Source organism: Enterocloster clostridioformis (assembly GCF_020297485.1).
GTDB lineage: Bacteria > Bacillota > Clostridia > Lachnospirales > Lachnospiraceae > Enterocloster > Enterocloster clostridioformis.
The window spans coordinates 2,941,216-2,965,527 of the sequence record NZ_JAIWZC010000001.1; the positions used below are offsets into that span (position 1 = coordinate 2,941,216).

At 52.7% G+C, this 24,312-nt stretch carries 18 protein-coding genes; 4 read left to right on the plus strand and 14 right to left on the minus strand.

The window, feature by feature from the left end; genetic code table 11:
* The first annotated feature begins 67 nt into the window (after positions 1–67).
* Entirely contained in the window at positions 68–1,819 is a 1,752-nt protein-coding gene (locus LA360_RS14950; protein WP_112482125.1) for a S8 family peptidase, read from the plus strand.
* A gap of 44 nt (positions 1,820–1,863) precedes the next feature.
* Here the strand turns inward: LA360_RS14950 and clpX are convergent, their stop codons facing one another.
* The 11 genes from clpX to LA360_RS15005 form a co-directional block, all read right to left on the minus strand.
* Entirely contained in the window at positions 1,864–3,297 is a 1,434-nt protein-coding gene (gene clpX / locus LA360_RS14955) for an ATP-dependent Clp protease ATP-binding subunit ClpX (protein ID WP_022202196.1), read from the minus strand.
* Positions 3,298–3,430: 133 nt separating this feature from the next.
* On the minus strand, positions 3,431–4,858 hold the full coding sequence (locus tag LA360_RS14960; RefSeq protein ID WP_022202195.1) for a S1C family serine protease: 1,428 nt from the start codon (positions 4,856–4,858) through the stop codon (positions 3,431–3,433).
* 176 nt (positions 4,859–5,034) lie between these two features.
* Positions 5,035–7,425 carry an LCP family glycopolymer transferase gene (locus LA360_RS14965; protein ID WP_022202194.1) on the minus strand — a complete coding sequence of 797 codons (2,391 nt, stop codon included), beginning with the start codon at positions 7,423–7,425 and terminating at the stop codon, positions 5,035–5,037.
* A 130-nt stretch (positions 7,426–7,555) separates the two neighbouring features.
* Entirely contained in the window at positions 7,556–8,974 is a 1,419-nt protein-coding gene (locus LA360_RS14970; RefSeq protein ID WP_022202193.1) for an undecaprenyl-phosphate glucose phosphotransferase, read from the minus strand.
* A 110-nt stretch (positions 8,975–9,084) separates the two neighbouring features.
* The gene (locus LA360_RS14975; protein ID WP_225537547.1) at positions 9,085–10,146 is read right to left on the minus strand and encodes a glycosyltransferase family 2 protein; all 1,062 of its coding nucleotides are present in this window, start codon (positions 10,144–10,146) and stop codon (positions 9,085–9,087) included.
* Entirely contained in the window at positions 10,139–12,367 is a 2,229-nt protein-coding gene (locus tag LA360_RS14980; protein WP_112482127.1) for a glycosyltransferase family 2 protein, read from the minus strand. The genes LA360_RS14975 and LA360_RS14980 overlap by 8 nt, the downstream gene beginning before the upstream one ends.
* A complete protein-coding gene (locus LA360_RS14985) occupies positions 12,364–13,329 on the minus strand; it encodes a glycosyltransferase family 2 protein (RefSeq protein ID WP_022202190.1) in 966 nt (321 codons plus the stop codon). Before LA360_RS14985 ends, LA360_RS14980 begins: the two co-directional genes overlap by 4 nt.
* Before the next feature lie 6 nt (positions 13,330–13,335).
* A complete protein-coding gene (locus LA360_RS14990; RefSeq protein ID WP_022202189.1) occupies positions 13,336–14,289 on the minus strand; it encodes an NAD-dependent epimerase/dehydratase family protein in 954 nt (317 codons plus the stop codon).
* Positions 14,290–14,302: 13 nt separating this feature from the next.
* Positions 14,303–15,436 carry a class I SAM-dependent methyltransferase gene (locus tag LA360_RS14995; RefSeq protein WP_022202188.1) on the minus strand — a complete coding sequence of 378 codons (1,134 nt, stop codon included), beginning with the start codon at positions 15,434–15,436 and terminating at the stop codon, positions 14,303–14,305.
* Positions 15,433–16,428 carry an NAD-dependent epimerase/dehydratase family protein gene (locus LA360_RS15000; RefSeq protein ID WP_022202187.1) on the minus strand — a complete coding sequence of 332 codons (996 nt, stop codon included), beginning with the start codon at positions 16,426–16,428 and terminating at the stop codon, positions 15,433–15,435. The genes LA360_RS14995 and LA360_RS15000 overlap by 4 nt, the downstream gene beginning before the upstream one ends.
* Positions 16,429–16,493: 65 nt before the next feature.
* On the minus strand, positions 16,494–18,500 hold the full coding sequence (locus LA360_RS15005) for a thiamine pyrophosphate-binding protein (RefSeq protein WP_022202186.1): 2,007 nt from the start codon (positions 18,498–18,500) through the stop codon (positions 16,494–16,496).
* A gap of 249 nt (positions 18,501–18,749) precedes the next feature.
* Here LA360_RS15005 and LA360_RS15010 point away from each other — a divergent pair, with 249 nt between their 5' ends.
* From LA360_RS15010 to LA360_RS15020, 3 genes are all read left to right on the plus strand, one after another.
* The gene (locus tag LA360_RS15010; RefSeq protein ID WP_057571766.1) at positions 18,750–20,126 is read left to right on the plus strand and encodes a PspC-like choline-binding domain-containing protein; all 1,377 of its coding nucleotides are present in this window, start codon (positions 18,750–18,752) and stop codon (positions 20,124–20,126) included.
* Between the two features lie 190 nt (positions 20,127–20,316).
* Positions 20,317–20,850: a hypothetical protein gene (locus LA360_RS15015; RefSeq protein WP_022202184.1), complete on the plus strand. Its 534-nt coding sequence runs from the start codon at positions 20,317–20,319 to the stop codon at positions 20,848–20,850.
* Positions 20,851–20,997: 147 nt separating this feature from the next.
* Complete coding sequence (locus LA360_RS15020) at positions 20,998–21,603, plus strand: cytidylate kinase-like family protein (RefSeq protein ID WP_089776531.1); 606 nt, start codon at positions 20,998–21,000, stop codon at positions 21,601–21,603.
* Between the two features lie 94 nt (positions 21,604–21,697).
* Here LA360_RS15020 and LA360_RS15025 read toward each other — a convergent pair whose 3' ends face one another.
* The 3 genes from LA360_RS15025 to LA360_RS15035 all read right to left on the minus strand — a co-directional run bounded on the left by LA360_RS15025 (position 21,698) and on the right by LA360_RS15035 (position 24,293).
* Complete coding sequence (locus tag LA360_RS15025) at positions 21,698–22,444, minus strand: LytR/AlgR family response regulator transcription factor (protein WP_022202182.1); 747 nt, start codon at positions 22,442–22,444, stop codon at positions 21,698–21,700.
* A gap of 109 nt (positions 22,445–22,553) precedes the next feature.
* Positions 22,554–23,177 (minus strand): undecaprenyl diphosphate synthase family protein, encoded by a 624-nt coding sequence (locus tag LA360_RS15030; RefSeq protein ID WP_002587348.1) that lies wholly within the window; start codon positions 23,175–23,177, stop codon positions 22,554–22,556.
* Positions 23,178–23,291: 114 nt separating this feature from the next.
* Entirely contained in the window at positions 23,292–24,293 is a 1,002-nt protein-coding gene (locus LA360_RS15035) for a DUF1848 domain-containing protein (RefSeq protein WP_057571768.1), read from the minus strand.
* Positions 24,294–24,312 lie beyond the last annotated feature (19 nt).

The window sequence follows — 24,312 nt, forward strand, 5'->3', positions numbered from 1 at the left end:
CTCCGTCCAGTGAAAGGTTTCTGAATTCAAGCATATACTATAACAAATATCCTGCCCGAGGTGTGCCATGGCAGACTGCCCATTTAATTCCGCCGACGAGAATATTGCTGATTTCATATACAGAATTGGAAGCCAGCAGCAGATTGGCGGCAACCCAGCCGATATTCCCTGTATGGATTATGTGAACGAGGAATACAATATCATCTACACTCCTCTGGATACCGTAACCCCCATTTCCCTGGCCCAATACAGCTACTATACTGTACCCGGACTTTTTTCCCTTCTGGACAGCTCCAGCATGGAGGCATCCGGCATACTCACCGCCTTTTCCGCGCCCGCCCTGGGAAACAGGGGGCGCGGGACCCTTATCGGTATCGTGGATACCGGCATTGACTATACCAACCCCTTATTCCGCTATCCGGACGGCTCCACCAGAATCGCGGGCCTGTGGGACCAGAGCATCCCCGCGGGAGCGGATGTCATTCCTCCCGGCGTGCCAGACTATTATGAACTCAGCGGCGCCTCTTATGGCACTGAATTTACTAGGGAGCAGATCAACCAGGCCCTTACCTCCGACAGCCCCCTTGACCTGGTGCCCTCCACGGACACCAATGGCCACGGCACCTTCCTGGCCGGAATTGCCGCCGGCGGCTCCCTGCCGGAACAGGACTTCACGGGCGCGGCTCCGGAGTGCGAGCTCATAGTGGTCAAACTGAAGCAGGCCAAACGCTACCTGCGGGAATTCTACCTTGTCAGCGAGGGCGCCGATGCCTACCAGGAAAATGACATCATGATGGGAATAAAATACCTGCGGGTGACCGCGTTCCGCCTGGGCCGCCCCCTAATCATCCTCATCGCCCTTGGATCCAATCTGGGAAGCCATGAGGGCACCTCACCCTTAAGCAGCGTTGTGCAGGATGCCATCCGTTTCCTGGGCCGTGCAGCGGTCATTGCGGCAGGCAATGAGACAGGCCGGGCCCATCATTATTTCGGCACCATTCCGGCCGGACAGGAGTGGGATGATGTGGAAATCCGGGTGGGACCGGAAGAATCCAGCCGCGGCTTTTCCCTGGAGCTATGGGCTTCCACTGCCGATACCTATTCTGTGGGCTTCGTCTCACCCAGCGGTGAGATAATCTCCCGTATCCCTATTATAGCCAGGAACGAGACCTCTATCCCTTTTCTTCTGGAACCAACGGTCATTACGGTCAATTACCGGCTCATTGAATCCGGCGCCGGAAAACAGCTGATATTCATGCGTTTTGAAAATCCTGTGACCGGGATATGGAGGGTGCGGGTTTATAATACCCAGTATTTTACAGGTGAGTTTAACATATGGCTGCCCTCCGAGGGACTGATATCGGATGAAACCGTATTTCTGCGTCCCACTCCCGATACCACCATTACCATGCCCGGCAATACGGGCGCGCCCATTACAGTGGGGGCCTACAACCATCTGAACAACAGTATCTACATCCACTCCAGCCGCGGGTTCACCACTTCCGGTATTGTAAAACCGGAGCTGGCAGCTCCAGGCGTCAATGTGATGGGGCCTGCTGTGGGGCGCAGAATCAACGGCTCCATCCCCATGACCACCCGCAGCGGCACCTCGGTGGCTGCCGCCCACGTGGCCGGCGCTGTGGCCAGCCTCTTTGGCTGGGGAATCGTGGAAAGCAATCAGATTACCATGAGCCAGGCATCCGTTAAATCTTATTTAATCCGCGGTGCAAAAAGAAATCCAGCACTCCGCTACCCCAACGAAGAGTGGGGCTACGGAGCACTGGATTTATATGAAACCTTCCGGCGTATCAGGGAATAATCCAACGTTCAGCAGGGTATGAATAATCCTCACAAAGGTATGAATCAACCACGCATCTGTATCAATGGTCCGCCGCTCTTTTCCAGATAGGGACGGGTGACAACCACGGAGCCGATATTGGGGTCTTTGGGAATCTCATACATAATATCCAGCATGAATTCCTCCAGAATGGCCCTCAGAGCCCTGGCCCCGGTCCCTCTCTTGATGGCTTCACCGGCAATCCATTTAAGAGCCTCATCCTCAAAAATCAGCCGTACCTCATCCATCTCCAGCAGCCGTTCATACTGCTTGGTGATGGCGTTCTTCGGCTCCTTCAGGATGCGGACCATCATGTCCTCCGTCAGCCCCTGAAGGGTCACTGTCACGGGAAGCCTTCCCAGGAACTCGGGAATCATCCCAAAGGTCCGCAGATCCTCATTGGTCACCTGTCCCAGAATATCGGGATCCTTATCATATGTATCCTTCAAAATGGAACCAAAGCCCATGGTGGTTTTCTTCATCAGGCGTTCCTTAATGATCTCCTCCAGATCAGGGAATGCGCCGCCGCAGATGAACAGGATATTATCCGTATTCACCGTAGCCATGGGCGTCATGGCGTTCTTCTGGTTGGAACCTACCGGCACCTCCACAGTGCTTCCCTCCAGCAGCTTGAGAAGCTCCTGCTGTACGGATTCGCCGCTGACATCTCTGGTATTAGTCTGTTTCTTCTTGGCAATCTTGTCAATCTCATCAATGAATATGATTCCCTTCTGAGCCCGCTCCACATCGTTATCCGCAGCAGCAAGAAGCTTGGATACCACGCTCTCTATGTCGTCGCCGATATACCCCGCCTCTGTCAGAGAGGTGGCGTCGGCAATGGCCAGCGGCACGTCCAGAAGTCTGGCCAGGGTCTTAACCAGATAGGTCTTGCCGCTTCCCGTAGGGCCAATCATCAGTATGTTGGACTTTTCAATGACAATGCTCTTATCTGTTCCGGCATCCTCCACGGCCACGTCTTTAGAGGGATGGTCCAGAAATGCCCTTTTATAATGGTTATATACAGCCACTGCCATCACCTTCTTGGCTTTTTCCTGACCGATAACATATTCATCCAGCTTCGCCTTGATGACATGGGGCGCCGGTATGTCCTTCATGGTCAGGACCGGCTGTTCCTTGGCTTTTTTCTTGATTTTCTGCTTTTTGGGAATTTCCACTGCGGGAGGTGTCATATTCAGATCATTGAGGTTCATGTTCATGTAGGGCATATTGGGGAGTTTTGAAAAATCCATGCCTCCCTTTGTCACGGAATCAAATGCCTTCTGCATACAGTCATGGCAGAGATTCATGCCGCCGGGCATGGATATCATGGGGCCGGCCTTACTCTCGGGCCGCCGGCACATGTAACACACCTTTTCGTAGCGGTCCTCTTCCTTTTGTTTGTCTTTATCTTCACCATGGCCGGATGTCTCCACATCCTGGATATACTCTTTCTCGTCCAAGTAAATTCTCCTCTCTGTTAAAGGGCGTACCGGGCCGAATCATCGTCCCGCCGCTTAACGTAAAGTATATAACAAAATGCTTCCCCAAACAAGAGGAAGCATTTTCATTTCATATTATTTTGTAAAATTTAAGTTATTGGGCCTGTGTTTCCGTATTCTCCTGGGGCATGGCTTTCAGTGCAATGGTAACTGTCCTTTCCTGGTATTCCCCGTCCTTCTGGGTCTGTACCGTCAGATCGATCTGCTCCCCCATCTCGTAGCAGGCCAGAAGCTCCTGTAAATCCGTCATGTTTCGGACACTCTGGCCGTCCACCTTGGTGATGATGTCCTTTTCCCTCAGGTCTGACTGGGCCGCGGCTCCTTCCTCCAGTATCTTGTATACATATACGCCTCTTGGCATTCCGAAGGCCGCCGCGGACTCTTCATCTACGCTGGTTCCCTGTATGCCCAGATAACCTCTCCTGGCCTCCTCCACCGGATTCATGGTCTTGCGGTTCATGAGCTGGTTCATGATGTCCTCTGCCTTGGATATGGGAATAGCATAGCCGATTCCCTCCACTTCGGTGGAGGAATACTTGGCGGCATTGATACCGATAACCTCCCCCTTCATATTGAGAAGGGCGCCTCCGCTGTTGCCCGGATTGATGGCCGCATCTGTCTGCAGAAGCTCCCTGGTGCTGGTGTTTGATACCCTGACCTCCCGGTTAAGTGCGCTTACATACCCCACGGTCACGGACTGGCCATAACCCAGCGCATTGCCGATGGCAATGACGCCCTGTCCCACCTTCAGTTCATCGGAGTTGCCCAGCCTGGCCACCTTAATCTTACTCTTAGTGTCATCCTTGATCTGCTCCAGAGGCACTGCTATAACTGCCAGGTCCGTCTCTGCGTCCGTTCCCTTAATGGCCGCGTCTACCACCTCACTGTCAATAAAGGCCACCTTCAGGGAGGTGGAATCCTCCACCACATGGTTGTTGGTCACGATGAGAAGTTCCTTATCGTTCTCGCCTATAATGATTCCCGAACCGCTGCTGGGCACCTCATAGGTCTGGGGGCCGCCCCTGAAGAACCAGCCGTATCCGTAATTATTGCTCTGGTATACCGCCGTACTGGTGATTGCCACCACCGTGGGCATGGCCTGTTCCACGATGTCGGACACATCCGCCACTGCTTTTCCATTATTCCTCTGGCCCTGCTGGTATCCGCCGTCTCCCTGGGAGGCGCTGCCCTGACCGTTATCCTGGCCGCTGTCCCGGCTTTCTGTCCGGGCCTTTGGTATCTCTTCCTTCTTTTCCGGTTCAGCCGACGCTGCAGCGCTGTTCCCCATGAATCTGGACGCGGCCACATTGACTCCCACCATGGTCGCCCCTGAGACAGTACCAAAAAGAAGGGCTCCTGCCGTGAGCAGGGCCGCCTTTTTTAAAATGCCGCCCTTTTTCTTCTTTGGAGGCATATCCTCCGGCTGGGGACGGCGCCCATATGGGTCCCCGCCATACTGCCTGTTGTCATAGCTCTGGTTATCATAAGACTTCCACCCGTAGTTCTGGTCGTTGTCGTACATTGTAATTCCCCTTTCTCACGTAATCTCCCGATTCTGTACATAGTTTAACAGCGATTTGTGATAAATGTGTGACCATTTTATTATATAAGGCTAAAACGTGCCGGCAGGAAATGATAAATCCCCGCCGGCACGTTTACAGCCTTATATTCCCAATTTTTATATGAGTAATCCTTACATTAATTTCCCGGCCCAATGATAACGGAACCCGGTCCCTCCGGCACGTATTCATCGGACGAGGCGCCCGGATAAGCTGCCGTACTCCCCTTGGTGCTGCCCGGATAGGCCGCGGATGTACCCTGGCTTCCGGGATACGCAGCCGTGGTTCCCCTGGTGGCTCCGGGATAAGCGGCACTGGTTCCCCTGGCGGGATCCTGGCCCGGATAGGTGATTGCGCCCGGCCCGGTTGTCCGGTCGCCCTCTGATGTCTCGGCTCCCGGGAACATGCTGCCTGAGCTGCTCTCCCCCGGCCTTCCGGGATGGACAGTACCGGAGCCGCTGCTTTCTCCCGGCAGTCCGAATATACCGTTATCATCCTCAGGCGGGTCCACTTCATTGCCAAACTCGTCGGTCTCAATCTCCAAATCCGTTTCGCCGTCAATGATAGACTCATCTGTCTCGGACGTGCTGCTCTCAGACTCATTTTCTTTTGTCTCTTCCGTGGCCTTGGTCGCCTGCGTGGGCTTGGGGATATAACCGCCGTCTGTTCCCACATGGTCGATTGGCTTGCCCTCATTGTACATGCCCGTATCCGCTGATATCTTGGCGCTGATTTTCTTTACCATGTCACTGGGCTGGTAATTTTCATCCCCAAACAGGAACTGATGAAGAAGGGTTACATTGCTCTCCAGTGTCTGCGGAATAACACAGGCTCCCTTCTTGCCCATATTGGCGTCACTTCTGGCTGCCGGGAATCCCATGGTATCCGCTATGGTATACTTGGTCAGATTTTTGGCTGCCGGTATAATGTCATCAATGGTGACACTGGAAAGAATCTGGGGAAACACTGCCTCCATGACATTGTTCACCACCGCAAAATCAGATTTCTTAAGCTTCTGGAAACAGAGGTCAATGATCTCCCGCTGGCGCTCTGTCCTGGCAAAGTCCGTATCCATCTTACGAAGCCTTGCGTACGCAACCGCCTGGACACCGTCCAGATGGTTAAGACCCGCCTGTTTCAGCTGATAGGAACCTACCCCTGTGGCCTCCACAGTCTCGGTAATATAGGCATTGATATAGTAAAACTCCGCCTTGCTCAGCTCCACATCCACTCCGCCCAGAATATTGACGGCATCCACCACTGCCTTCCAGTTAAATGTGGCAAAATCATCTATCTGAAGGTCCAGATTTCTGTTCAGGGCCTCCACTGCCTGTTTAGGACCTCCCAGGAAATAAGCCTGGTTAATCTTATTGTACAGCCCGTTATCACTTACACTGAGATAAGTATCCCTGAACACGCTGACAAGCTTAATCTCGCCGCTGCCCTGGTCAATGTTGCATATGATGATAACATCGGCATTATTGCCTTTTCCAACCGAATTGTTTCGGCTGTCCACGCCAAAAAGGGCAATGGTCCAGTATCCCTCCATCTCCTCCACCTTTCCTTGGGGGATATTAGGGTTGGTCACCTGGGCCGGTTTAAACTGGCTTGGCTGAATCAGGCTAATCTTGTTCTGCGCATACCTGTAGAGCCCTGTTCCCAGAAGGAATATGATTTCCAGTATGATAAATACAATTATCATCTTACGGCGGCGCTTAACCGCTGCCGCGGCCGGGTCCGCTGCCGCCGCTTCCCTGGCCGCCCTGCGGCCGCCTGCTCCGCCCCCGTTTCTTCCAAAGGACGAATCCCTGCCCTTACCGGCGCCAGGGTCTTCCGCCCCTGCATAGGACCGGCTGTATGTGCGTCCGCCAGTGCCGCCAGCGCCCAAATTTCCGGCTGCCGGCCTGGCTCCTTTACCTTCGCCTGTGTACCTGGGCCGTTCTCCCGGCCTGCTTCCTGAAATTCCCGGCCTTCCGTCAGGCCGGTCCCCTGTGAATCTGGGACGGTCCACGGACTTGCCGGCCGCGTATACCGGCCTTTCTCCGGACGCGCTGCCCGTGCCTGTATATCCCGAACGCGCGCCGTTATTGCCGCCTGCGCCCGCATATCCAGGGCGTTCCGGCATTTTCTCACCGGCATAGGCACTGCGGGTTCCGATCTTTCCTGACATGCCTGGGGCGCGCTCCGCGGCTCCCTCTCCGGCATAGCGGGGACGCTGGCCGGAACCGGCACCGGATCTGGGCCCGGCACTGGACCTGGAGCCGGCTGCCGGGCCTTGGCCTAGGCTATCCGAGGCCGCCCTGCCTGGCGCCCTGTCAGCAAAAACCGGTGTTCTTGGCCTGGCCCCGCCGCCTGAACCTGCGCGGACCTCCTGGCCGGCTCCATTTATCCCCCGCCTGCTGCTTCCGGCGCGCGCCCCCGGCATTGTATCTGAATCAGCCCCGGCACCCGCGCCCAGATCGCGCTTTCTGCTGCGGCCTCTTAATCTCTCTTCTTCCTCATCAAATCCATTGTCAAACTCACGATTCATTCGTCCATCCTCATTCCATCACGTAAATCAGGCGCTAAACACATATAAGCAGCCCCGCTCCTCTGACCCGCAGACTGTATCCGGGCACGGCTAAAGCACAGGAGCATTCTTAACGCAAACGTCATGCATATCAATATGCATTTTTATTAATAAATCCCTTGAAAACAGTGAGAAGCATGATCTTAAAGTCAAAACCCAGGCTCCAGTTCTCAATGTAATACAGGTCATGTTCAATCCTCTTGGTTATCGATGTATCCCCGCGGTAGCCGTTGACCTGGGCCCAGCCCGTAAGCCCCGGGCGCACCTGATGCTTAATCATATACCGCGGTATCTCTTCCTTGAATTTTTCCACAAACAGCGGCCGTTCCGGCCTGGGCCCCACCAGACTCATGTCGCCTATGAGAACATTAAAAAACTGGGGCATCTCGTCAATGCTTGTCTTGCGTATGAAACGTCCCACAGGCGTTACCCTGGGGTCATGGGGCGTTGTCCACTGGCTGCGTTCCCTGCCTGGGTCCTGGACCTCCATGGAGCGGAACTTGTACATCTTAAAGGGACGGTTGTGCAGCCCTATCCTCTCCTGGCTGAAAAGCACGGGCCCGGGTGAAGTGATTTTGATTAGCAGAGCCGTGACCAGCATGAGAGGCGAAAATACAATCAGACCAAACAGAGCGCCGGCAAGGTCCACTATCCGCTTCATGGTGGCATTAAACACCCCGGTAAGGGGCACATGACGGATATGGATTACCGGAAGTCCCTGAAGGTCTTCCATATAGGGAATCGTCGGTATTATATTATTATAATCCGGTATGAACTTTGTATGCACGCCTGATTTCTCACAGGCGGCCACAATCTGTTCCAGATTAGAGTACTCTTTAATGCTCAGGGTTATGGCTATTTCGTCCAGCGTATTGGATGCCAGGAAGTCCTCCAGATGATTGGTGGGTCCCAGTACCTGTACCTTTTTATATGCAAAGCCGGCGGGCCGGTGATCGTCCAGGATTCCCTGGACATGGTATCCCCATTCCGGATTGACGCTGACCCTGTCGATGAACCCTTCGGCCGCCCGGCTGTAGCCAATGAGGAGCACATGCTTCTGATTATAGCCGTTGGTCCGCAGGGAGCGCAGGAAGATGCGTATTGAAATCCGCTCTGCTTCCAGCAGGATGATATTGGCCGCAAAGAATGCCAGAATCATCTTTGTGGAGAAATAGCTCAAATGGCTTACGAACCTTCGCAGGCCAAAAAGCACGAACGTAAAGACCATAAGGCCGATGACATTGGCCTTGCAGATATTCGCCAGCTCCGAACGCCGCCCCTGAATCCGTTTGGGCACATACAGATGGAAACTGGCATATAGAATCAGGTATATGGGCACGATAAAAATGAGCGCCATAAAATATACCTGGGGCTTTAGCACGCCTTCGTCTAAGGGCAGCACCTTTCCGCTGATGACAATGAACCATGCCAGAGCGTAGGCCACCACAGTGACCAGTATATCCAGCAGGACATGCATGCGGTTCAGCCTTTTCTGGTTATCTTTTATCATTGTATTTCACCTTGGTTTCTCAGGGAATCCCTTCTTACCGTAAATATCGTTGTTATTATACATGATAAGCCGTCATTATTCTATAACATTTCTCTTAATTTCGAAAAAGTTCATAATTTAGCAATCCGCCTTGCGGCAAACTCATAAACATAGATAAAGGTCCCTGTAATCAATTCCCACTCAATGGCCAGATAATTTTTAAGCCGTTCCCTGCTGTAAGGCACCTTCCGGCACCTTTTAGCGGTTGCCAGGCCTTCCCTCACACCAGCCGCATAATCCCTTCCAAATCCCTTTTTCTTAAAAAACATATACTTAAGTCCCATTCCCAGGAGAATGGGAAGCAGGTTCACCGCCAGCTGCAAAAGGGGCATGTTCTTATAATTCAGATAAATATTATTTCTGGCAGCCAGCTTTACCTTGAAGGGATTGTACTTGGAACCGCTGGTGCCGCTTCCCACATGATAGACAATGGCCGTGGGACAGTAAATGTTGTCATATCCCGCTATTCTGGCCCTGTAACCCACGTCCAGGTCCTCCAGGTACGCAAAATGCATCTCGTCAAAGTATCCGATCTCTTCAAACACCTCACGGCGGTAAATGGCTGCCCCGGCGCAGGCTGAGAAGATGCGGCATGCCCTGTTATATTTTGCACAGGGGCGGCCCACGCCCCTCTGGTATGCCCACCCCAAAAGGCTGTACATATCCCCGGCATCGTCCATCAGCTCCTTTCGGCAGAGCTGTATCATCTTGCAGCTGACGGAAAATATCTTTTGGGAGCGCTCAATGGCCTTGATCATTTCTCCCACATAGTGAAAGTCCGGCTCCGTGTCATTGTTGAGCAGAATCACATAAGGAGTTGACGCCGCCTTAATGCCCACGTTCACCGCGCCCGAAAACCCTGTGTTCTCAGGCAGGAAAATGGCCGGAATCCCCTGCTCCTTCAGCCACTCCACACTTCCGTCCGTGGAACCGTTGTCCACCACCAGGATGTCAAAATCCCGGCAAATCTGCATATTAAGGGCTTTAAAACAGGGCTCCATAAATTTAAGACCGTTATAGTTCGGTATGACGATGGTCACTTTGCTGTGCCTGCCTGCCCTGCGTCCTGTTTCATTACCGCGTCCTGTTTCATTACCGCGTCCCGCTTCATAATCATTTCTATGGTCACTCATGTGCTTTCGTATCGTCCTCCGGCGCAAACTGTTGGTAAACCTTAAGGTCATAAGGCTCACCTATTTTTTCCTTCAGAAGGTCCCTGAGCGCAAAATTTGATTTGCGCAGCGTCAGGTTGGGGTTGTAGCAGGGGTCGCCATTTTGAATGATATCCGGCCACTTCCGTATGAAGATGGCCACCTCCCGGTTAAAACGGGCTATCTTTTCAGGCGTATCCTCCAGCCCTCTGGACTTGGATTCGTAATGGTAAAAGCATGAATAAGGCGCATACACTACCAGTTTCCCCAGGGCGCGTACTTTCATGCAGTAATCAATATCATTAAAGGCCACTGCCAGCTCCGGGCTCAAACCGCCCACCTGGTCAAAGACGGATTTCTTTGTCATGAGGCAGGCCGCCGTGACGGCGCTGTAGTCCTGGGCGCACATGGCCCTGTGGAAATAGCTGTTCTCCGCCTTGTGAAGGCCGATGAATGTATGGCCGGCAATGCCGCCAAAGCCTATGACCACTCCGGCATGCTGTATGGTGTCATCCCCATAGAGAAGCCTGGAGCCTGCAATGCCCACATCCTCCCTCTGACAGAATCCCAGCATTTCTTTTATACTGTCCCCGTCAATCAGCTCCGTATCATTGTTGAGCAGCAGCAGGTATTCACCCTTTGCAAAGGAAGCTCCATAATTATTGATGGCAGAATAGTTGAAGCCCTGCTTCCAGGTGACCACCCGGAAATTGCTGTACTCCGCCTGCATCTTATCGTAGTAGGCAAAGGTATCCTTCTGGGAACTGTTATTTTCCACGACAATGAATTCCAGGTTCCGGTACGATGATTTCTCCATCAGGGACCGCACGCACACATCCAGGTCCTGGCTGTGGTCCTTATTGGGGATGATGACAGACACCAGAGGTTCACCCTGTATCTCAAACGTGGTATGGTAAATGCCGTAATCCACACCCTTCTCCACCTTCACCGCCGGAATTCCCATCCGCTCATAGTGGGCCATGATGGCTCTGGAGCCGGCCTCAAAGGCATACATCTTGCTCTCCGGGTTGCTGGCCGTGGAATTCTGATGGCAGCGCCAGTGATAGAGGACCTTGGGAATGTGGTATACTCTCTTAGCGGCCTCCGTACACCGGAAAATGAAATCATAATCCTGGGCGCCGTCAAATTCCTGGCGGAATCCGCCCACCTGCTTTAACAAATCCTGCCTTATGACGAACAGATGGCATATATAATTGACGCTGGTCAGCAAATCCGGGTTGAAATCAGGTTTGAAATGAGGGTCGAACAGAGCCTTTCCATCCATGTCCAGTTTATCTTCATCGGAATAAATGACCTGGCAGTCCGGATTTTCATTGATTGCCTTCACCACCTCATAAAAAGCATTGGGAGGAAGTGTATCGTCATGGTCAGCCAGGATGACAAAGTCTCCCCTGGCCATATCCAGGGCTGCATTGGTATTGCCTGAGATTCCGCGGTTGCTGCCCAGAATCTCATAGCGCACACGCCGGTCACGGTCCGCGTACTTCTTAAGCACACGCTCCAGTCCCTCTCCCCTGGGGCTTCCGTCCGCAACGCATATCTCCCAGTTTGTATAGGTCTGTTCCATGATAGAGTCCAGCATTTCCCTGAGATAGCGCTCCGGGGTCTTATAGGCGGGAATCACAACGGACAGCATGGGCTCAAAGTCAAATAAATGCTTTCTCTGCTCCGCCAGCTCCTCTTCCGTTGGTTTGGTCAGCTCATACCACTCGCTGTAATCATAATCATTGTCAATTCCCTGCAGCTTGTGCTTTGACTTGACCACAAGGGCCTTAAGGCCATGTTCCTTCCAAAAGTCCATGGCCACATGGACTGTCTCCATGTTCATCAGGTCCTTAAGCTTCTCCATACGCTTGTGGGCCACGCTGGCCCGCTTTGCAATCAGCTCCTCATTATACTTGATTTTTGCCTGGCGTCCCTCGCAGCGGATCAGCAGGTAATAATCCTTCCCCCGCTCATAGGGAAACTGGATGTCAAATCCAAATTCCCGGTCAAGGACCTTCTTAAAATATATCTGGCTCACATCATCCCTGCGTGTATTTACATGCTTGAATTTTACCGGCTGGCGCTTCTCATCCTCCACCCGGAAGGTGGCCCTGCTGTCAGGGGATTTACCTATAGCCCATCCGTTAAGGGTAATGGAATTCTCCCGGATGCGTACCACGTCTATCTTATATTTCATGCTTCATTACCGCCCTTTTTCTCTTCCTCGTTAAAATTAATACGCTCTTCCTCAATGACCAGGGGCCGCTTCATCACCCGCTGGTTAATGCTCATGATATACTCTCCCAGAAAACCGATGAAGAACAGCTGTACCGACCCCAAAAACAGCATTCCGATAAGCATGGGCGCCATGCCTGCCGGGAAACGGTCCCACCAAATCAGCTTCATTACCAGGTAGACCAGGGCGATGAGCATGCTGACAACGGCGCATATGCTGCCGAAAATCGTAGCCAGACGCAGACCTGCCTTTGTATAGGAAGTAACGCTGAGCATGGCGGCATCGTACAGACGATAGAGGTTATTATGGGTCTTGCCCGCCCTGCGGCGCGGCTGCTCATAGGGAATCTCCTTGCGGCGGTATCCCAGCTCAGCCACGATTCCCCTGAGGAAAGGCGTGGGGTCATCCAGTTTGCGTAAGACCTCAATGAACTCCCTGTCATAGAGACCGGAACCGGTAAAATGCTCAATCTGCTCCACGTCCGACAATTTCTTGATGGTCTTGTAATAGCAGCTTCTGAGCCAGTACATCAGCCGGTTTTCCTTGCTGCTTGTCTTGATGCCGATGACGATTTTATATCCCTTCTCCCACTCGCGGATATATTTGGGAATCATTTCCACCGGGTCCTGGAAATCCGCCACCATCTCGATGACGCAATCTCCCGTGACCTGGAGCATTCCGTAATAGGGGGAATTGAACTGACCGAAATTCCGGGCATTGAGTATGGCCTTGATGCGCGGGTTGTCCGCACACAGGCCCCGGATAATGTCCCTGGTGCCATCCGTGGAATCATTATCAATGAATACCAGCTCATAGTCATACCGTGGCAGCTCTTTTTCCAGGATTTCCGTCACCGCCCTGCTGATAGGGCCTACATTTTCCGCTTCATTATAACAGGGAATCAATACGCTGATTTTCTTCATATCTCTCTATGCTTCTTCTTTCTCTATGGTTTCTTCGATGCCTTGGCGGAAGGTATACCGTTCCTCCCACCTGCCGCCTGTGAGTCTCTTAAGTCTGTTGATGTCAGGCCGGATGGACAGGGCGCCCTCCTTAGCCTGCACAAAGGTCCCGTACTCCAGCGTTCCCTTAAATCCCACAATTTCATGGATTTCCTCCACAAAGGATCGAAGGGGCCTGGTGTCCTGACTGGCTATGTTGACAATAGCGCTTACGGGACCGCCGGAACCGTCCTTTTTCCAATCCTGCCCTTCCATTACAGCCTGCCTGTATAATTCATATACTGCCTGTACCGCATCCTCAATATACATAAAATTCCACATATGCCTGCACGCGCTCAGGGAGACCTTCTTATCCTGCCTTAAATCCCGCACCAGGGTGGATATGATGGACCATGGATGATCCCCCCAGCCGTACACGCTGAAAAATCTCAGGTGGTAATAGTGAAGGCCCAGACGGCCGCAAAGGGGCGCTGCCTTTTGGTAAAACTCCCATTTTGCCTTTCCGTATTCATTGATGGGACGGCAGGGCGCATCCTCCTCCATGATTCCGTCCACGGCCCCGTATTCCACTCTGGACCCCGCGTCCATGAACACCCGGCAGCCCAGGCGTCCCGCCGCCTCCACACAGTCCAGGGAGCCGGCCACATTGCGGGCCTGGACTTCGGGCGAGTCTATCTCCTCCCGGTTCACGCCTCCCCAGGCCATATGGAAAAAGCCGTCCGCCTGTTCCACCTGTGGGACGCATTCCAGCACATGGGCCAGGTCGCAGGCCACTGTATGCAGCCCCTCATGAACCGGAAGGGCATCCAGATGGAGGGAGCCCGGACGCACCAGGGCGTACACATGGGCCCCCTGCTCCAGAAACACCCTGGCCAGACTGCTTCCTATAAAACCGGTTGCTCCGGTAATTACTATGCGCATATTCTCATCCCTCCTAAACCATCTCCAGATGGTTGGAACGCATGGCCCTGATTTCCACGGATGTGCCGAACTTCTGGCGTATGCTGGCCGCTATCTCATCCGTATAACCGGGCGCCGTGATTATGATGGCATCCACCGGATGTTCATGAAAATGGTCCGGACCAACGATGGGCAGATGGGAGGCGGGGGCAAATTTACCCTGCTTAAAGGGAGCGGAATCTATGATATACCTTGCCCTTTCCCCCAGCTTGGTAGTGGCTGCAAGGGTAAAGCCCTGGTGGCTGGCTCCCCAGACAGCCACCTTCTTATCCCAGGCATCCAGATACTTCATATAGGACTCCATCTCCCGCTTCAGATTAACATAACACTCCAGCAGGTTCTCCGTATCCATCTGCGGACGCTTTTTCACAATAACGGAAAGGGTGTCCCGGTTAATGACCTCGCACTCCTCCACCAGGAAACCGTTGCGCTCTAAAAGGGGGGTAAGGGTCTCAAAGGTATAGTAGGCCAGATGGTCCCGTATCAGCTCATAATAGCTGTTGTGGTCCATGATATATTCAAAGCTTGGGACTGTAATGAGTCCCATGGCATCGTCCTCCAGGTTGCGGTATATGGCCTGGAGCATGGTGCCGGGGTCCGGCTGGTGTTCCAGGAAATTAAAGGACAGGAATACGTCATACAGTCCACCCGCAAACCGCGTATCCTCTGTCTCCGTAAACCCTTCCGTCACATCCAGTCCCTGGGCCCTTGCCAGCTCCACCAGATGGGGATCATGCTCTATGCCGTGGACCTCCACCGGAAATTCTGACAGGACCTTTAAGAATTCTCCCTGGCCGCATCCCACTTCGATGAACTTCTTTCCCTCCAGATGATAGCTGTCAATGAGATGCTTATACTGGTATCTGCGCAGCTCCACCATGGTTTTGGAAAAACCTCCGGCCCGAATCACATCCCGGTAGTAGTCCACCGGCTCACAGTCAAACTGGACCAGTCCGCAGCCCATGCACTGGCATAAATCCAGGGTCAGTCCCCGGTCCTCCTTTACCCCCTGGGCATCCGGCAGGTGCTGGGCCGAGGCAGGCATATTATCTAACGTAAGCAGCGGCGTCTCCCATAGCGGGGCGCCGCAGGCGATGCATCGTTTCATAGACAATTCTCCTTATATATTCCAATCATTTCCCTGATTCCATCCTCAAACGAAATCTCCTGGGCGAATCCGGCAGCTTCCTTAAGCTTCCTGATATCCGGCACCAGGGATACCACTCCCTCCGCATTGGGCGGCCGTTTTCCATATTCGCAGGTGCCCTTTTCCCCGCAGAGCCGGTGCATCTGTTCAACGAACGACTTAAGGGTGCGGGTGTCTTCTCCTGCCACATTATACACGCCGGCCGGTACTTTGGCAAGCAGAAGCCCTGTCAGGGCCCTGGCCGCATCCCTCACATGAAGGAAGTTCCACTGCTGGGTACAGGCCCCAAGCTCCATCCTGCCTCCCTTAAGAAAGGTATCCAGGCAGGTGGACACCAGGGACCAGGGGTGGTCTCCGGGACCGTAAACGCTGAAAATCCTGGCATGGATATAATCAATGCCCAGGGCCTTTGCATCTTCCCCTGCCCTGCGGCATACCTCCAGCTTGTCCTTTCCGTATTCAGAGACAGGATGACACAAAATCTCCTCCCCCATAATGCCGTCCACGATGCCGTACTCGGCCTGGGACCCGCAAAAAAGAAACCTGGCGCATCCCAGACGGGCCGCCGTGTGGAGGGAATCCAGGGCATACCCGATGTTCCGGGCCTGGACATGAGGGTCCTGGCGGTTGGCGCTCCCGGCCCCCTCCCAGCCCAGGTGAAGCCACAGTTCTGCCATCCCTTTGGGGGCAGAATGGGATTTTAAAGCGGAAGAAGGGACCAATGCAGGACATGATTCAAGCTTCCTGATATCCTTCAGGGCAAAGGGCAGAAAGGTGAGGCATTCCCCTTTTCTGCCTGATTTTCCCTCCGCTTCCGGCGCAAGCATCTCAAGCTGGGGCAGCCCCGGAGAGTCCGGCCTTACCACGGCAAATACATGATGGCCGCCTGCCAGCAGTTCTTTTGTAACAGCCCTTCCGATAAAACTGGTAGCTCCTGTTACGATTACACGCATAAAATATACTCCTTCTTATCCCGGATATCCTGTGACAGGTCCGTCCGCTGATTGACAGACAGGATCTATCCCTTTATCCTGGGAATAATCATATTCTCATCCATCTCCTCATCCGGCAGGAAGGGAGACAGGTCCTCCAGGGGCGGCGACACCATGGTGCCGTCGGGCAGTCTCTTTGCAGAAGACTTGGGTTCAAAATTCTGGTCCATGGACACGAATACCTCACAGATAACCGGCCCCTCCGCTGCCAGGGTTTTCTCCACCGCCTCCCCGAGTTCGCTGTTATGTCTGGCCGACACATAGGGGTAGCCGTAGGCCGCCGCCAGCTTATCCAGCGCCGGGAAGCTCAAATCCCCGCTGTCCACGCCAATTCCAATCAGGGGCTCTCCAAAGAAATTCTTCTGGGTTTGGCGGATGGAGTGGTATCCCCCGTTGTTAATCACGAATATCTTGATTCCCATTCTGTGGTGGATAATAGTCTGCAGCTCCTGAAGGTTCATCTGCATGCTTCCGTCCCCGGTCACCAGAATCAGGTCATCCCCGCTTCTGTCCCCGCCCTGGCTGTAGCAGCCCTTATCCCTGGAAGCGGTCCAGGCGCCGATTGCTGCCGGCAGATCATATCCCATGGAGGCAATGGCGGAATTGGTGATAAAACGCTGGCCCTTCTTAATAATATAGGCATGTCCTCCTACCACACAGGCGGAACCATTGCCCACCACCGTCACCTGCCCCTCTCTCAGGCGGCTGCTGACAGCATGGATAAACGCGTACACATTAGCCGGTTCCTCATCCGTATGGGCAAAGTGCTTGGGCAGTATAACAGGATATTTCTCTTTCCACATGGCGCAGGTCCGGCTCCATGTCATATCCCTGAGGCCCTTTCCTCCGTCAAATACCTGTCTGCCGCCGGGACGGCTGACGCTCTCGGGAAGGCTCCCCTCTTCCTCTGCCAAAATACGGTCCAGAACCCGGTTCAGCTGTTCCAGAAGATCCTTTGCATCGGCATGGACCCGCATGTCGCTGCGGACTGACGGCTTCTTCAGCTCCTCCTCATCTATATCATTGACAATCACATAAGCCTCTCTGGCCCATGTCTCAAAGTTATACCCCACCTGCCGGATGCTCAGACGGCTTCCCACGGAGAGCACCAGGTCGCTGTTCTGAACGGCAAAATTCCCCGGCCTGTCCCCCATATTGCCTGCGCGGCCCACGTACAGAGGGTGGGTATCATACATGATATCCTCGCTGTCCCAGCCCGTAATCACAGGAACGCCCAGCTTTTCAGCCACATCCATGAATACATCATGGGCTCCCGCTATGCGGATGCCGTTACCCGCATTGATGACAGGACGCTTTGCCGCCCTTATCTTATCTATAATGGTACAGGCAGTGGAAGCGTCAACCTTTTCCGGCAGCACCTGGCGGTGTTCTCCCTTTCCTGCCTCGTCCTCCGGTATCCTATGTCCCCCGTCCTTTCCGGCCCAGCCGTTTCCTCCGGCCTCATAGTCAGCCGCGTCAAAGCCGGAAAGCTCCTCTGTCTCCACAAATGCGCCCTGGACATTCAGGGGAATATCCAGCCAGCAGGGACCCGGACGCCCGGACCGTGCCAGATAAAGGGCCTTCTCCAGACAGTATCGGACCCGCATGGGATCAATGACCATCTCTGAATACTTTGTCATACAGTCAACGGCTTTACATATGTCAAACTCCTGGTCCCCCATGGCGCGGATGCCCACCCCGGACCACCTGGCCGTGGTATCATAGCGCACCTGCCCTGACAATACCAGCATGGGAATGGAATCCAGCCATCCCCCCACCACGCCGGTAATGGCATTGGTTCCTCCCGGACCGGTGGTGACGCAGAGCGCCGCAATGCGGTTGTGAATCCTGGCATAAGCCTCAGCAGCCATGGCGCACGCCTGCTCATGGTGGTTATAGATACAGTGAAGCCCCTCCTGATGTCCCAGGCCGTCATCCAGATGCATGGCTCCTCCCCCTGTCACCATGAAGGCCTGGCTGATTCCCTCCTCCACCAGCTTGCCTGCTATATAATTGGAAATCTTCATTTTCATAAATTAAGGTCCCCCTTCCGGTCTATCAACTATGGAGAGTATAGCATAAAACGCCTTAAAATAATACTATATTTTCTCTTACAATGGATTCTGAAATGGCTGTAGGGGCCCCCCTCCAGTGCCTTCCATAACTTCCAGCAACCATCACTATCAATACACATTCATGTCCGTTATAATAAACCACGTAATGCAACACCGGATTTTCGGCCACAGACAAACACACATATCAAAAAGGAGAGATTCATTATTATGAAAAAACAGATCAAAGTTCTGGCTGTATTATCCACTGCCATGTTCATGGCAGCAGTAACCCCTAACTTCATCGGCACCGCTTCCACTGCTTACGCAAAAAACGTGGGCTGGACAGAGGAAAACGGCAACTGGTATTACTATGATTCTTACGGCGAGGCAATCACCGATACCTGGAAGAAGAATGGCGATGACTGGTACTACCTGGATTCAGACGGAATCCGCGCCGCAGACAGACAGATTGATGAGTATTACGTAGGAGAAGACGGAAAACGCGTCAGCATGAAGTGGGTTTCCGTGGAAAATGAAGATTTCTGGGATGAGGACGATGCTCCTGAATTCCTGTACTACTATTATGGAAGGGACGGCAAGGCCCTGACCTCCAGATGGGCTTCCATAGACGGAAGCTGGTACTATTTCAACGAGGACGGCATCATGCAGACCGGCTCCATCACCGTAGATGGTTACAACTACTATCTTGGCGAGGACGGCAGCAGGAAGACCGGCTGGATTCTTATGGCAGATGAAACCGATGATCCGGAATACGTTGAATCATGGTACTACTTCGACAATACGGGCAAGCGTATTGAAAATGAAGTTGACAAAAAGATTGACGGCCAGTACTACACCTTTGTGGACGGCCGCATGCAGACAGGCTGGTACAAGCTTCCTGTCCAGGCAGCAGCAGAGTCCGGCGAGGCCCAGACAGCAACCCCTTCCGAGGCAGCGCCAGCGGCTGAGCAGACCGCAGCCGGCTATCAGTACTACGATGAGGACGGAAAGCGCGCTTCCGGATGGAGAACCATCGAAGGCGTGGAAGGCCTCAGCGAGGAAGCTGAACTTTACCGTTTCTACTTCAAGAACGGCAAACCGTACCATGCAGAAAAAGGCCTTGAACTGTTCACCATTGACTCCGGAAAATATGCTTTTAACACAAAGGGTGAAATGCAGACCGGCAAGAAGGTGGTAAACCTGGAGGACGGAAACGTGGCTAACTTCTACTTTGATGAAGAGGGCGTCATGAAGACCGGCAAGCAGGTCATCTTCGATGAGGACTTAGGCGAGACACAGAACTGGTATTTCCACACAGACGGCTCCAGAAAGGGCCAGGGCTTCCACGGCATCAAGGACAATGTGCTGTATGTATACGGCCTGCGTCAGGAAGCCGACAAGGACCTGCGCTTTGCGCCTGTAGAGTTAAATGGCAATCAGTATCTTGTAAACAGCAACGGCGCCGTACAGAAGGCCACATCTTCCTCCAAATCAAACGCTATGCCTGAGCTTGGCAGCGGCTACAAGGATTTCATGGATGAGAATGACAAAGTATGGACCGTAAACACAGAAGGTGTCATCCAGTCTCAGAACACCGCCCAGTAACACGCACACAGCAACCATAAGACCGCCCCTTCATCCGTTCGTTTCACCGGCGGTCCACGGCAGACTAACCAATTAGTCTGCCGTTTTTTTGTCCAATCTGACGAATTTACAAAAATCGCGGAAAAAAGTGTTATATTTTGCGATTTGAAACGCTATATATATTAATAAGTATTGATCAGGAGAGGATATTATGAGAGAACTTGCTGTTTTTTATTGCCCCAAATGCGGACACTATGCCTACTATCAGACATCCCGTCATCCTCAGTGCCCAAAATGCGGCGCTCAGGAAGCCATGTACATGGTCAGGATGCATTACACGGAATTCATGCGGATGTCCTGTGATGAGCGTGACGAATTTCTCTCCAGGGAAATCCTGAAGACCAATCCGTCCCTAATCACCCGGCTGACCGAACCCCACAAGCGCTACAACAGCCGGGAAATCATTGCTGAAATGAACAACGTAATCATGAACCTGGATATAGAGAACAAGATTCTCAGCGATACGGTGAAATGGATGCACGATACCATATGGGAACTGATGCATGAAAAACGGGAATCCGGCCAGGACAAAATCTCCGCCTGCGGGGGCTGCCGGGACCGGCAGCCATCGGAGAAATCCATGGAGGGAACAGTGGAAACGGAACAAACCGAGGCAGCTTGCAGTGAGGCCGCTGCCGCCGATATGTCGCAGACCACCGTGCCGGAAAAGGGACAGGAAGAATAGCTGGCTGCAAATCCGAAAAAGCCAAATCTGAAAAACATATAAATTTCCAATTTTATATATCTTTTGTGCAAATAGTGCGTTATAATAGTATATATAAGAGATGTTTTGTGCACATTTATACTTTTAAGGTTGGAAAGGAGTGGAACTATGAGCCATAAGATTATCACTATAGCCCGCCAGTTCGGCAGCGGAGGCCATGAAGCCGCCCAAAGGCTGTCAGAGCAGCTGGGGATTCCTCTCTATGACCGGAATCTGGTGGAGATGGCCGCCGAACGGATGGGACATTCTCCTGTAAGCGTTGAAAAGGCAGACGAGTCCGCACTGTCCTCCTTCCTGGCCGTCTATCAGATTCCCAAGGAGCCTAATTCCGTGACCGGGTATGGATTGTCTCTGAATGACAGCACTTATGTCACCCAGACCATTATTATAGAAGCCCTGGCCCAAAAGGGTCCCTGCATCATCGTGGGCCGCTGCGGCGATTACGTGCATCGCAGCTATCCTGACCTGATAGACGTATTTATCTATGCCGATATGGAAGACCGGGTGCGCCGGATTATGGATCGCTACAGTTTTTCAGAGAGGGATGCTGTCAACGCCATCAAGTCCACGGACCGCCGGCGCAAAAACTATTATGAAAACTACACCAAACGCAAATGGGGCAGCATTGAGTCCCACCAGATGCTCTTAAACATCAGCAAGCTTGGAATGGACAAGACCGTAAGAATCATCAGGGGAATCTACGAAACTCCCTAAGCCTGTTCCCAACGGTCCATAAAAGGCAGGCGTCTGAAGGTGTTTTATTTCCTTCGGGCGCCTGCCTTGTATTTGTACGTCTGTTTCTCTTTTTTTATTCCCCGGACTTATCTCCCGGTCCCATCCCTGTCTTTGAAATATACCCCTCATAGCGCCTCAGCGCATTCTCCTTAAAGGGCGCGCTGACCGTAAATTCCGAACCGTCAAACAGAGTCACCATGCGTACGCTGAAGGTTGCCACATATCTGAGATTTACGGCATAGGACTTATGCAGCCGTATGAAACCAGCCTGCTCCATATTGATTTTGGAAAACAAATTTTCTAAGGTGGAATAGCAATGATATGTATGGCCGGCAGTCACAATCTTTACCCGCCGGTTATCACCTTCAAAATAGAGGATGTCTTTTAAAGGTATTCTGTAAACGGTCCGGCTTGATTTGAATTCAAAGATTCCGGCATCACCCTCTATCTTTTCGCAAGCTTTATAAAATACATTCTGGAAGTCCTCGGGCCTGATTGGCTTCTTTAAAAAATGAAAGGGCTGGAACTGGAATAAATCCAGCGCATATTCATCCCCGTAAGCCGACATATAGACAATCATGCTCGCATCATTGCCCAGCTCCTCCCGTATGAACCTGCCCAGTTCAATTCCGCTCCTGTCCCTCATCACAATGTCCAGAAAAATCAAATCATAATGCCGTTCCTTAAGTGCTTCCTCAAACTCCTTACCGGTGTTGAATATCTCCACCTCCAGCCTGCGTCCCTCTTTCCATCGTCTGATATAGTCCTCCAGCTGGCTGCACACCTGAAAGTCATCATCACATATTGCTATCTGTATCATGCACCTGTCCCCGTACTGCAATTTTAATCTCTAGTATTTTACACCCCCCTGGTATTATTTCTGTTAAAATGTTGAAAAAAGGCGATTACTCGTTGAAATTTGTCAAAAATCATCCTCCCAGGGTAATATCCTGGGCCGCATACCACTTAAGGGCATCTTCCACATGTTCCCTCCTAAAGTCCGGCCAGTAGTCATCCACCACATAGAAATCAGAGTAAACGGACTGCACAGGCAGAAAACCAGAAAGACGCCGCCTTCCTCCCCACCGTATAATCAGGTCGATTCTGGAAACCTCAGACGTCTTAAGCCCCGGCCCTATGGCTCCATCCTTATATCCCAAATCCCACTCCCAGCTGTAATTCACCAGAAAGTTAATCTTCATTCCGCCTTTTCCAAAATCATGTCTGGCGGTAAAGGGAAGAAGCTCTTGGGGAAACATGGGGGATTTTGTATTTCCCAGCACAAGCAGGCTGGCGTCTTCCTTTGCCAGCTCCTCTACCGCTGCCACGCAGGCCCTGGTAAATGCCTGTCTCTGGACCGAGGGCCGCTTTGTGTTATCTGCCGTAAAACCATAAAAGGACATTTCGCCAATGCCCAGTTCCCGGCACATACGGTACAGGGACATTCCGGGTGAGATTCCGTGTACATACCCCTCTGATTTATCCATTCCCTGGCCTTTGGCCCATCTCCGGTTTCCATCCGGGATGATTCCGATGTGTTTTGGCAGTCTCATACCATCTCCTCCGTTCCTGCTTCTATATGGAAAGTATGGTCTTAAATGGAAAATCTATACCAAAGGCAGCGGCAGTGTGTCAGTCCTCCATGATTTTCTTCGGCTTATCCGTAATCAGATTATCCGCCCTGGCTTTCCTGTCAGCTGCATCAATTCCGCATCGTGAAACCCAAGGCGCATCTGGCCGTCGTCAGCAGGGCGGACGGCTGACTTCATCTCCCGCTCCGTAATCCGTTCCTCCCCTGTCAGCCGGCCGCACAGAAGCGGCGATTCCGGGTCATGCATCCTGCGGTTGGCTTCCACCTGAGCCGGACTGAAATTCGCATAACAATACCTGCAGAAATGGGAACAGGTGTTGTAAGCGCCGATATCCACGCTCTTGACACAACCGCATTCCTCCCTCTGGGCAGGGTCCTTCCTTACCGCCAAAAGCCGGCCCAGCAATCCGGCAATCAGCTGGTCATCTATGCATTTTCCCTTCTGAATATGGAATCCGGACAAATCCCCTGCCTCTGAACATGTCCTTATGGTCATGCCATGCCTTTCTGCCTCCGGACCCATGAAGGATGCCAGGGATACTATATCCTCCCCTGTCATTGTACTGGGCTGAATCTGTTCCATCCGGCCTTTTATTTTCCGGTACATATCCAGGAAACTGATAACACAGGTATGGGTGTACCCTTCCAGGCTGCCGCACAGCCGGGAAAACCATTGGAAATGGTATTCCCTGGTATAGGACGGACTGAGAAGCACCGGATCATACCTCCATATGACCCGCTCAGGCCCCAGCCTGCAGGACAGCTCACCAAAGGTCCTCACCAGCTCATTCTTATGGGGAAGTCCCGGTTCCACATCCGTCCCATAGGGTGTCAAGGTGAATTGGAAATAATAAGGATACCCCAGCCGGTCCAGAACAGAAAGCCTCTCCATCATAGGGCCCGGGTCCTTTGTCCAGAACACAAAGCAGTCCACTGTATCCGGACTCAGAAGAATCTTGCTGACCTGCCTGGGATTCATGGGATTCTTTACATACAGGTACCCTTCCTCCAGCCGTCTGAAAAACCAGTCTGAATAAAACGCGGGGATATCTGTCCTTCTGCTGGCACTGACGATCATGGCGGGGCCTCCCTTCTTT

Excerpts from the sequence above, each read along its gene's own strand:
- LA360_RS14950 (WP_112482125.1), top strand. The coding sequence starts at position 68 with ATGGCAGACTGCCCATTTAATTCCGCCGACGAGAATATTGCTGATTTC.
- LA360_RS14960 (WP_022202195.1), bottom strand. The coding sequence starts at position 4,858 with ATGTACGACAACGACCAGAACTACGGGTGGAAGTCTTATGATAACCAG.
- LA360_RS14965 (WP_022202194.1), bottom strand. The coding sequence starts at position 7,425 with ATGAATCGTGAGTTTGACAATGGATTTGATGAGGAAGAAGAGAGATTA.
- LA360_RS14970 (WP_022202193.1), bottom strand. The coding sequence starts at position 8,974 with ATGATAAAAGATAACCAGAAAAGGCTGAACCGCATGCATGTCCTGCTG.
- LA360_RS14975 (WP_225537547.1), bottom strand. The coding sequence starts at position 10,146 with ATGAGTGACCATAGAAATGATTATGAAGCGGGACGCGGTAATGAAACA.
- LA360_RS14980 (WP_112482127.1), bottom strand. The coding sequence starts at position 12,367 with ATGAAATATAAGATAGACGTGGTACGCATCCGGGAGAATTCCATTACC.
- LA360_RS14985 (WP_022202190.1), bottom strand. The coding sequence starts at position 13,329 with ATGAAGAAAATCAGCGTATTGATTCCCTGTTATAATGAAGCGGAAAAT.
- LA360_RS14990 (WP_022202189.1), bottom strand. The coding sequence starts at position 14,289 with ATGCGCATAGTAATTACCGGAGCAACCGGTTTTATAGGAAGCAGTCTG.
- LA360_RS14995 (WP_022202188.1), bottom strand. The coding sequence starts at position 15,436 with ATGAAACGATGCATCGCCTGCGGCGCCCCGCTATGGGAGACGCCGCTG.
- LA360_RS15000 (WP_022202187.1), bottom strand. The coding sequence starts at position 16,428 with ATGCGTGTAATCGTAACAGGAGCTACCAGTTTTATCGGAAGGGCTGTT.
- LA360_RS15005 (WP_022202186.1), bottom strand. The coding sequence starts at position 18,500 with ATGAAAATGAAGATTTCCAATTATATAGCAGGCAAGCTGGTGGAGGAG.
- LA360_RS15010 (WP_057571766.1), top strand. The coding sequence starts at position 18,750 with ATGAAAAAACAGATCAAAGTTCTGGCTGTATTATCCACTGCCATGTTC.
- LA360_RS15015 (WP_022202184.1), top strand. The coding sequence starts at position 20,317 with ATGAGAGAACTTGCTGTTTTTTATTGCCCCAAATGCGGACACTATGCC.
- LA360_RS15020 (WP_089776531.1), top strand. The coding sequence starts at position 20,998 with ATGAGCCATAAGATTATCACTATAGCCCGCCAGTTCGGCAGCGGAGGC.
- LA360_RS15025 (WP_022202182.1), bottom strand. The coding sequence starts at position 22,444 with ATGATACAGATAGCAATATGTGATGATGACTTTCAGGTGTGCAGCCAG.
- LA360_RS15030 (WP_002587348.1), bottom strand. The coding sequence starts at position 23,177 with ATGAGACTGCCAAAACACATCGGAATCATCCCGGATGGAAACCGGAGA.
- LA360_RS15035 (WP_057571768.1), bottom strand. The coding sequence starts at position 24,293 with ATGATCGTCAGTGCCAGCAGAAGGACAGATATCCCCGCGTTTTATTCA.